This is a genomic window from Protofrankia sp. Cr2 (assembly GCF_963555885.1).
Lineage (GTDB): Bacteria > Actinomycetota > Actinomycetes > Frankiales > Frankiaceae > Protofrankia.
In genome coordinates, this window is sequence record NZ_CAUVXG010000025.1 from 37,349 (window position 1) to 47,494 (window position 10,146).

9 protein-coding genes are annotated in these 10,146 nt (G+C 63.6%); 4 read left to right on the forward strand and 5 right to left on the reverse strand.

The window, feature by feature from the left end; translation table 11 throughout:
* Nucleotides 1–34: 34 nt before the first annotated feature.
* The 3 genes from U9978_RS13410 to U9978_RS13420 form a co-directional block, all read right to left on the reverse strand.
* Entirely contained in the window at nucleotides 35–439 is a 405-nt protein-coding gene (locus tag U9978_RS13410) for a hypothetical protein (protein WP_322761441.1), read from the reverse strand.
* Nucleotides 436–876, reverse strand: a complete 441-nt coding sequence (locus U9978_RS13415) for a phage tail protein (RefSeq protein ID WP_322749273.1) — start codon at nucleotides 874–876, stop codon at nucleotides 436–438. Before U9978_RS13415 ends, U9978_RS13410 begins: the two co-directional genes overlap by 4 nt.
* A gap of 82 nt (nucleotides 877–958) precedes the next feature.
* Nucleotides 959–2,566, reverse strand: a complete 1,608-nt coding sequence (locus U9978_RS13420) for a phage tail sheath family protein (protein WP_322761442.1) — start codon at nucleotides 2,564–2,566, stop codon at nucleotides 959–961.
* A 188-nt stretch (nucleotides 2,567–2,754) separates the two neighbouring features.
* On the opposite strand from U9978_RS13420, the gene U9978_RS13425 reads away from it, so the two are divergent.
* The 4 genes from U9978_RS13425 to U9978_RS13440 all read left to right on the forward strand — a co-directional run bounded on the left by U9978_RS13425 (nucleotide 2,755) and on the right by U9978_RS13440 (nucleotide 7,843).
* Nucleotides 2,755–4,233 (forward strand): ATP-binding protein, encoded by a 1,479-nt coding sequence (locus tag U9978_RS13425; RefSeq protein ID WP_322761443.1) that lies wholly within the window; start codon nucleotides 2,755–2,757, stop codon nucleotides 4,231–4,233.
* 303 nt (nucleotides 4,234–4,536) lie between these two features.
* A complete protein-coding gene (locus tag U9978_RS13430) occupies nucleotides 4,537–6,138 on the forward strand; it encodes a sensor histidine kinase (protein ID WP_322761444.1) in 1,602 nt (533 codons plus the stop codon).
* A complete protein-coding gene (locus tag U9978_RS13435) occupies nucleotides 6,129–6,836 on the forward strand; it encodes a response regulator transcription factor (protein WP_322761445.1) in 708 nt (235 codons plus the stop codon). Before U9978_RS13430 ends, U9978_RS13435 begins: the two co-directional genes overlap by 10 nt.
* A gap of 137 nt (nucleotides 6,837–6,973) precedes the next feature.
* Nucleotides 6,974–7,843 carry a M48 family metallopeptidase gene (locus tag U9978_RS13440; protein ID WP_322761446.1) on the forward strand — a complete coding sequence of 290 codons (870 nt, stop codon included), beginning with the start codon at nucleotides 6,974–6,976 and terminating at the stop codon, nucleotides 7,841–7,843.
* 342 nt (nucleotides 7,844–8,185) lie between these two features.
* Here U9978_RS13440 and U9978_RS13445 read toward each other — a convergent pair whose 3' ends face one another.
* Both U9978_RS13445 and U9978_RS13450 read right to left on the reverse strand, forming a co-directional pair.
* The gene (locus tag U9978_RS13445) at nucleotides 8,186–8,860 is read right to left on the reverse strand and encodes a hypothetical protein (protein WP_322761447.1); all 675 of its coding nucleotides are present in this window, start codon (nucleotides 8,858–8,860) and stop codon (nucleotides 8,186–8,188) included.
* Between the two features lie 1,005 nt (nucleotides 8,861–9,865).
* Nucleotides 9,866–10,146: hypothetical protein (locus U9978_RS13450; protein WP_322761448.1), on the reverse strand; the 281-nt coding region annotated here is incomplete at its 5' end.

Consider the following 10,146-nt stretch of genomic DNA (forward strand, 5'->3'; position numbering starts at 1 on the left):
GCGACCTCGTCGAGCAGGCGGTCGGCCGCGTACGTCAGGATCCCCCCGGGGCATCACCGGCCACATCGACGGTGAACGCGTGGCTGCACGACGGGCAGGTCACGGCGGCGTGGGTATGGCCCTCCTGGTTGATCCGCCGGTACAGGTCCTGAAGGAAGGCGAGGTCCGGGGCGAACAGGCCTTCGATCACCGCCGGGGTGACGGCCCCGACCGAACCGAGCCGGGTGATGACCCGGGCCAGCAGCAGGACGGTCAGGTATGCCTCGTTGTCCCGGACCCTGGGGTCGCGTAGCGGCATGATCTCATCACGGGCGGTCGCCAACCGCATCACTCCATCGCGGTGGCGCTGACCGGAGTCGTCCACGTAGCCACGCGGAAGCTCGAAGGCGAACTCGGTCGTCAGCCCGCGCTGTGACTCCGTGGGTGCCACCGTGGTCATGCCAGCTCAAGCCCTTCGTGGACGAGCGTGACCTCCTCGATGGCGATCTCGCTCCCGCCGGCCTGAAGATTGCTGATGCTCACCTTGGACGGCCAGGCGTTGCGGAAGTTGAACCGGACCTTCTCGCCGCGCTGATAGTCATAAAGAACGACCGACCCGTCCTTACGGGCATCGTCGATCTTTCCTTCCTGGACCAGTTTGATCCATTTCCACCAGGCCGGATCATCGGTCTTACCCCGTTTGAGCTGGATGTCACCCCACTTGCGGGCTCCGGGCAGTTTCTTGATGACCGGGATGCCACCCTTCTTGTTCTCCTTGTGCTCGATCACCTGGATCTCCGCACTCAGCCCGGAGACCTCCTTGAACTGGGCGATCGCCACACCTTGGATCTCGATCTGATAGGCGTAATTACCGAGCGCGTCCTCACCGATGGGCATCGGCGTCTCCTTGTCGTCTTACTGGAGCATCGTCCTGCTGGAGCATTATCCTGATTTCGTCGACCGGCTATTCTTCGAGCCGCTATTCGTCGACGCCGCCGCCACCGCTCAACTGGGCGATGCGGAACACGACGAACTCAGCGGGCTTGACCGGGGCCACACCGATCTCGATGACGACCTGCCCGGCGTCGACGACCTCCGGCGGGTTGGTCTCCTCGTCGCATTTCACATAGAATGCCTGGTCCGCGGTTGCTCCGAACAGCGCGCCGTCGCGCCACATCCGCAGCAGGAACGACCCCACGGTTCGCCGCAGTCGCTGCCAGAGCTCCAGGTCGTTCGGTTCGAAGACCGCCCACTGGGTGCCACCGAGAATCGACGCCTCAAGGTAGTTGAAAAGGCGGCGGACGTTGACATAACGCCAGGCCGGGTCGGAGGAAAGAGTGCGGGCTCCCCAGATCCTGATACCGCGGCCCGGGAAAGCTCGGATGACGTTGATGCCGGCCGGGTTCAGTGCGTCGTGCTCGGCCCGGGTGATGTTCGATTCCAGATCGAGCGCGCCACGGACGATCTCGTTCGCGGGCGCCTTGTGCACGCCCCGACTGTCATCACTGCGCCCCCAGACACCCGCGACCGAACCGCTCGGAGGAATGAACCGGTTACGGCCCTCCACCGGGTCGAAAACTGCTACCCACGGCCAGTAGATGGTGGCGAACTTCGAGTCGTATCGGGCTTTCTCCCGCACCCAGTCCCTGATCTGCTGGGCATTGAAACCGGGCGGCGGGTCGAGGATCGCCATCCGATCGGCCATGTTCTCACAGTGGTCGATCATGGCCTGCTGGACCGCCTGGACGGTGTTCAGGTCAAGTTGGCCCTGCTCGTAACAGAACATCAGGTCTGGCGCCGCCACGATGGTGACGTCGTCACATGCGGTGAGGCCGCCCAGACCCGTGCGGGCGCTGACATCGCCGACGTAGTCCTCCGAGCCGGCGCTCGGCGTCGCCGCCGGCTCGGCCGCGCGTAGTACGACCTCACCAACAACCGGCACCCGGTCGGCCACGGGTACACCGTCGACCTCCCGCACCCGAACAAACCGGGACTGTTCGTTCACGATGGTCGTGACATTGCGCCGGCCGCGTCGTGCGGTGAGGTTCTCGAAACTCTCCACCGGCCGGCCGTCCTGCTTGACCACCACGGTGAACGTGCCGCCGGGCGCCTCCGGCTCGGCAGCCGGTTCACCGCTCGTCGCGCCGCCCGGCGCGCCACCCGTCGTCGACGAGCCGTCCCCGGCCGCCCGCTCGGCGGAGGTCACTTCGACCGCAAGATTCGCGGGTGTGCCGGGGTCGGCCGCCTCGACCCGGTAGGTGATCACACCTGGCCGGGTGGCACTGGTGAGTTCGGCCAACGGCACACCCGCCGGATCGGCAGCGCCGGAGCCGACGCTGACCACGTAGCAGGCACCGCCACCGTTGTTGAAGTAGTGGAACACCGACAGCGGCAGGTAGGCGCCAGGAACGAAGTCACCGAACACGCGGGTGAACTGGCCCCAGTTGGCAAGCCGGACCGGCTCGTTGCGGGGGCCGCGGGCGGTGAAGCCGACGAACGCGGCGATCGCCGTTCCCACCCCCTCGATCGGGCGTGCCCCGGCCTCGACCTCCTCGACATACACACCGGGCGACCGGTAATTCGGCATGACGCGCTCTCCTCGCCTGGGAAGGGTCCGGATCAAGCCTGGCCTGCCGCCACCGCCACGCCAACGTCCGTCAGCGCCGTCCGCCGGGCACACAACCCGGCCCGAACGGGCAGCCGGCGGTGTGGAAACTAAGGATCGTAGACTTATGATAAGTCAACGATCCTTAGATGGCCGAAGGTTGTGCGATCATGCCTGTCAAGCCGTCCGCGTTGTTCGACCGTGACGCCGAGTGGTTCGAGCTCACCGCGTTCACCGGCGACCCGACGCCGGGCGCGACCCTCGCACTCGTCTACGGACGGCGCCGTCAGGGCAAGACCCTCCTCCTCGAACTGCTCTGTGAAGCAGTCGGCGGGTTCATGGTCACCGGCGTCGAGCAGTCCGACGCCCAGAACCTCGCCGATCTGGCCGCCGCCTTCACCCGGTTCACCGACTCCCCTTACCCGGTGGCCTTCACCGACTGGGGGCAGGCGGTCGACGCGCTGTTCCGGCTAGGCGAACAGCGCGACACCCCGCTTCCCGTCATGCTCGACGAGTTCCCCTACCTCGTCGCCCAGAACAGCGCCATCCCATCGCTGATCCAGAAGGCGCTCAGCCCACGGGGCCGGGCCCGTCAACACTCCCGCACCCGACTGATCCTGTGCGGCAGCGCCCTGACCCTCATGCGGGGGCTACTCGCCGCATCAGCCCCGCTGCGCGGCCGGGCCATCACCGAGCTCATGCTCCACCCGTTCGACTTCCGCGACGCCGCCGGCCTGTGGGGCCTGACCGAGCAACCGGACGTCGCTGTGCGCGTCCACGCTCTCGTCGGCGGCACCCCGGCCTACCGGGACTTCTGTGCCCGCGACGCACCCGAGGATGCCGGCGACGTCGACCCGTGGGTGGTGCGCCGCCTGCTCAACCCCGCCGGGGCGATGTTCCGCGAAGGCAGGGTGCTGCTCGCCGAGGAACCCGGTATCACCAACCCGGCGCCATACTATTCCGTACTCGCCGCCATTGCCCGCGGCCGCACCCGACGCGGAGAGATCGCGAACGAACTGGGCCGGGACACCGGTGGCATCCACCACGCCCTGACCGTGCTCACCGACGCGCACCTGGTCACCGTCCACCAGGACGCCTTCCATGCCCGCCGGGCGAGCTTCACACTCGCCGAACCGGTGCTGCGTCTGCACCAACTGGTGATCCGCCCCCAGGAGACCCAGCTGTCACTGCGCCGTGGCGCCGAGGTCTGGGCCGAACTCGCAGACACCGTGTCCACCCGTATCTACGGACCGCACTTCGAGGACATCGCCCGCATCTGGTCGCTGGCCTATGCCTCCGCCGAAACCCTCGGTGGACGGGCGAGCCGCGTCCACCCGGCGACCCTACGGTGCCCTGACACCGCATGCCCGGCCCGCGAGCATGAGATCGACACGGTCGTCATCGAGGTCCGGCCGAACGAACCGGACCGCGTACTTGCCATCGGCGAAGCGAAGTGGCGGGCCACCCCGGTTGACGTCGACGAATTGGCCCGGCTCAGACACATCCGCTCGATGGTGCCCGGCTCACCCGAGAACGTGAAACTCCTGCTGTTCTCCCGCGCCGGCTTCACCACCACCCTCACCGCGGACGCTGCCGCCGCCCCCGACGTCGAGCTGGTCGACCTCGACCGCCTCTACACCGGCTCCTGAACGCCAGCCCGATCGGCTCATCGGCCGCCCAGCTGCCCCCCGACGGTTTCCAGCGGGTAATCCGCTGCTTGCCCCAGGGGTTTTCCATGGAATCGAGGGTCGGCTCGGAAAATCCCTGGACACGGGCGTGACGGCACCTTATCAAGAGACGTGGCTTTCTCCCCCCGCGGCGGAACCGGCGTTCCGGTCTGGTCGGGGCGGCCCGTCGGGGTAGTCGGCCCGGTGGTCGCAGGGGCGGCAGGAGCCGCGTTCGCGACATTCGCAGTGCGCTTACCTCGCACCGGCAGCCCGTTGCCCGGGTGGGTGGACCTGCTGACCCAACCCGTCGGCGTGGTATTTCTCGCTTTTGGCTTGTACGTATGGGTACGACAGCCCGAGGTCGCCCGGATGGGCGGTCTGTTGTGGGCGGTTGGATTCACCTGGTACCTGGGGGACCTGCAGTGGAGCCACAACACCATACTGTTCAAGATCGGGTTTTGCTGCTTCTATCTCAATGCAGTGGTACTCGCCCATGTCCTGCTGGCGTCCCCCGACGGTCACCTCAAGAGTCGACTCGAGCGAACGGCCGTGGGCGCCGGCTACGGAGCTGCAGTCATCACACAGGGTATGCGAATGATTTCAGAACGACAATTGGAGCCCCAGGGCTGGGGCAGACCCACTGCGCCAATCTCCGTCTGGGCACCGATCGGCAGCGTTCTGGCGGTAATCATCATCGCGATCATCGTTGTCCTGGTCGTCCAGCGCTGGCGTACCGAGTCTCCCGCGCTGCGCCATGCGCGTGGGCTGTTCTGGCCCGCGGTAGCGATGATCGGCATCGTCCTGGTCTGCCTATCGCTGGCCCAGCTCGCGCGCGCACCGATTTCCGTTTCCGGTGCGCTGTTGGTCGCATACGCGATCGCGCTGCTGATGCTCGGCCTGGCTACTGTGACCAATTCGGTGCGGATGCAGATAGGCCACCGCCAGGTATCGATTCTGCTGGGTCGCCTACAGGCGGGATCCGACGACAACGGCTGGTTACGCGACGGGCTCGCCGATGCGCTCGTCGACCCCACGCTGACACTTCACTATCGACGCGCAGACTCGGGCGATTACGTGGATTTTCATGGAACTCCAGCACCGCTCCCCCTCGACGACACCAGCCGGACGATCACCTACATCGGCGCTTCGACGGCCCCGCTCGCGGCCATCACGCATGATCCATACCTCAGTCGGCATGTTCGACAACGCGAGAAGTTGGACGCCCTCGTGGGAGCCGCCGAGCTTGCCATCCGCAATGCCCAGCTCCTCCTGCAGGTGGAGAACCGGGCTCACCTTCAAGGTATTGTAGACGTCGAGATGCAGACTCGAAAGAAGATCGGCGCAGAACTGCACGACGGGCCTCAGCATCACCTTTCTGCGATCAAGATCATAATTGGACAAAGACGCACCGCGGCTACCGGGAACGAGCGTGAGTGGTTACAGCAGCTCGATACCATGGTGCAAGATGCCGTGCTGGATCTGCGGGAGGTAACTCAAGGTGTGTATCCGTCGACACTCCGCATGCACGGATTGGCGCAAGCGCTCGACACGCTCGCTGAGAAATCGCCAATACCACTAATCATTGAGGCGGATTCCGGCCAGTGGCCCGAGAAGGTGGAGGAAACCGCGTTCTTCATCATCAGCGAAGCGGTCGGAAACGCATTGCGGCATGCCGCCGCCAGCCACATAACCATTCGACTACTATCGGTCGATGACGCCATGGTGGTGGAGATTCAGGATGACGGTATCGGTGGAGCCGAGCTGAAAGACCGCGGAGGCGGCCTTCGAGGAATGCATGACCGCGTGGCCGCACACAGAGGATCATTGCATGTCGAGAGCGAAGTAGAAAGGGGAACCACTGTGCGTGTGACCTTGCCATGCGAGTGATCGTCGCGGAGGATTGGGGTCTTCTCAGCTCCATGCTCGCCGACGGTCTGGTAGAACGAGGAGTTGATGTCGTCGGGGTCGCCAGAACAGCAGAGGCCGTGCTCAGCCTCGTCGAATCCACTCAGCCGGACATCGTCACGCTCGATCTCAGCATGCCTCGCGGACAATCCGACAGCATCCCAGACCGAGGCGTCGGTCTCGAAGTCGCCCGGACGATCCGTCGGACGAGACCGCACATCGCGCTACTGGCCGTGTCGCAGTATGCCGAGGTGCCCTGGGTGGAAGAAATCATCAAGCTGGGACCGCGCACGGGTTATCTTCTGAAGGATCGTATCGAGGACATCCCCGAACTGATCAACACCATGCGTGCAGTCACCGAAGGCGACACGCAGGTCGATCCGTCACTCGTTGCGAAACTCGTCGCGCGCAAGCGCCACAACGACCGAATCGATCGTCTCACCCCCCGGCAACTCGAAGTCTTCACCCTCATCGCCCACGGCTATTCCGACAAGGCTATCGCCAAGCGCCTGCATCTGACCCAGAGCGCTGTCGAGGGGCACGTGGGCTCGATTTATCAGAAGATCGAAATATCGGTGACCACCCCGTCGTCACAGGCGGGCCAAGAAGATGATCTCGATAGCCGCAACCGACGCGTCATGGCCGTGCTCGCATACCTCAGATGGGGTCGAAGCGAATGAAAGAATATCGTCCTGCGCCCTCTCCCGCCGTGACGGGATCCTCCTCACCTATCTCACCTGTGGTGAAACGGATACGCTTTCCCGGGATTTCTCACCGAGCGTACGAACACCCGTCGGCGCTGACCGCCCTGACCGCGATGAGGCGGGTCAGAGGATTCGACCTGCTGTTGAAGAAGATACACGCGATGGTGGGCGAGCCGGTCGTGCGCATGCAGCATCTCACCTCGGCGGTCCGGGTCGGTCCACGACAGTTCAGCCGGTTACATGCAATCAAGGAAGAGGCTGCCGCCATTCTGGATATGGCGGACGAACCCGAGCTCTATGTCCGTAAAATGGGCGAGGTCAACGCCTTCACGGTTGGTATGGATCGACCCTTCATAGTGATCAGCACCGACCTGTTGGACCTGCTGGACGAAAACGAGCTGCGCTTCGTGATCGGCCATGAGCTGGGGCATGCCGTATCCGGGCACTCGCTTTATCTGACGATGGGGCGCATCATCGCGAGCGCGGGCTTGAGTTCCTTTCCCATCGCCGGCCTGGCGTTGGACGCCGCGGAAGCCGCGTTGATGGACTGGTCCCGCAAGTCGGAGCTCTCCTGCGACCGTGCCGGACTACTCGTTGCGCAGGATTTCGGGGCGTCGATCAGGACTCTGATGAAGCTTGCCGCCGGCTCACACTTCGACCAGATGAACGTTGCGGAGTTCATGGAGCAGGCTGCCGAGTTCGAGCTGGATGCGGGCGGCATCCGTAACCGCATCTACAAGTATCTGCTGCCATCCGGTACCCATCCGATCCTGGTGTTGCGGGCCGCGGAGTTGGACCGCTGGGTGCGTCGCGGAGAATACGCTCGCGTCGTCGAGCAGGGCCAGTACCCGCTGCGATCCGATGATTCCAGTGCTACGGTGCGTGGTACTCTGCGCGAGCAGTTCGAGGCTGCGAAGGATACCCGCCGGCAGAAGACGACCGACCGCATTCTCCGGAAGTCCGGGCAATCAGATAAGCCGTGACTGCGGGTCCCGCCACGTGCATGACCCTATGAGTATCCATTCGGGCAGGTACCGGTGCCCCGGCAGTCGTCCCACGCGGGGTGGTTTCCAGCGTGGGACGGTCCATACTCACACGGTGGACGGCTCTGGACGGCCCGCTGACCACGGGAACCGCCCACCGCAACGAGGTCGGGCGTGCGCCGGAGGCCCGCCCCGCGAACGAAATCCTGCCATCCGTGGCGGGCAACGCCCATATTCGCCTTATAGATCATGGACGGTCGAGCTCGGCCTACAAGCCGCCCCAGGAGACTGTCTCCCCACGTTCACGGTCAGCGGCGATCCCCGCCCGAAGATCCACCGGGACTATTCACAGCCAACCATCGCGGCACTTATCCGCTGAACAAAAACCGGATTAAACCAGGAGGCTAGTTCAACGGAACGAGAGAAGGTGCGAAGTATGCTGCAGCCAGCCCTTTTTATCTCGTCATTCGAATCCCCGGTGGCGATGAATGCCGCGGTTTCCATGAGATCATAGGGCGGAGCAAGATCATCAATATCCCCGCAAAAAGAAAATTCATCGCAAATGGCTAGCGCCGCCGCAACCCCATCACTCATTCGACCTAGGCGCAACAACGCAACAGCGTTAATTTCTCCCATTCGCACGGAACGCCAGTGCAGATCACGTCCATCGAAGTATTCGCGCTGCACCGACGAAGAAAATCGGAAAGCTTCGACCAGATTACCCGCCTTATGCCATGCTTCCGCAAGGTGGAGTCGTATCCAATTCAGCTGCACGCATCGCGTGACCGATTCTTCAAACGCCTTGCCAGCCTCCGCGAGATACCCGGGGTTCTCTTGGGCGAGCATCGCCAATACAATCGCACGCGCTTCAGGGTCCTCTTCCTGTGAAGCATCAAGATCCCGAATGGCTCTCGTCAGGATTCCTCTACGATTTCCACCGAACGGCTCTCCTTCGGCGTCGTTAATCAGCCGCCTCACCGATCGATTTTGATATTCAACGCCCTCGCTGCATCCCATGATCTATACCTCGTGCCCTGTTTTCGAAGCGCTTGGCAGCATCAAGTAGATCCTGATTTACCTCAGGCAGATACCCATTTTCCGACGCCCTTCTTCGAAGATCATTTCCAGCGGCTCTGAGCCCTGCACCATGCCGGCCGGTCTCCGTAGCTCCCACACGCGTTCGGAATGTGTTACGGACCTCTCGTATCTCCTCGTCAGCGAACTCCTTGGGCGACAGCCACTGGCCGCGGAGACTATACGGCGCGAGGCCGAGGGGGTCGAGCCAACCCAGGGGGTTGTCGACGTAGGTGTGAGGATTGGGAGCGGGCGTGAGGCCGAGGGGGTCGGTGGAGTCGTAGCGGGCAGTCGACGCCACCACCGGCGGAAGACGATGGCGGGCCGGCGCCCCACAGGGTGGTCCGGGCCCGCCAGGCGAGCTCCCCATCGAGGTCGACGAGTTCGGTACAACCGGGGCAGCTCGTCGATGACCACGATGAGGTCAGTTGAGCCCATTATTCATATACCAAAGCAGCCGAGAAGATCATAGCAATCAGTTCCCAGGACGGCGCGTCCGGCATCTCTTCGCCCCGATTTGAAAAAACCGTCCAGTGCCTGCATCCAGTACCCTGCAGCCTCAATGAACTCCAACGAAGACGCGTTCTCTACCGGCACGCGACCATCACGAACTCGATCAGCGAGGTCGATCAAATATCGGACAAGGTCCGCACGCGACGTTACAGCCCGGGCATCTTCCGGCCTCATCGCCGCCATACCTCTTACCCCAATGGGATCCGTCATATTATTGCCCAAGTCTGGCAGAAGGACATCCCTTTCAGTTTGGATTCACCGCGACGCACTGACCGGTCGAGTCCACCGACGGACTGTGCAGCTTCTGCTGAGATCTGACATTCGTCGACAAGATCGTCGCGAGTTTGTCGTCAGGTACGCCTATCCGGCCGAAAACCGTACCTAACAACAAACAAACGCCGATCACCAGCTCCACGATCAGCCGCACACGACCGATCAGGGGTGCGTGGCGGCGGGCAGAGACCGGTCGCGCATGCGTTCCCGCAGGTAACGTTTCGGATCGGTGTCCTGGTAGCGCTCGACACCGATGTAACGAAACCAGTGCGTTCCGCGGAACACAGAACCTGACCTCAGCCAGCGGTACGGCACTCTTCCACAGCGCACCGCACGCCCAGGGAACCGGACCACTCGACCCGGAGATCGCCGATTCCATCCAGGCCGCCGGGGGTATCCGGCAGCTGCGGCGTTGATGTCGTTGGAGATGCGGTAGATCGCTT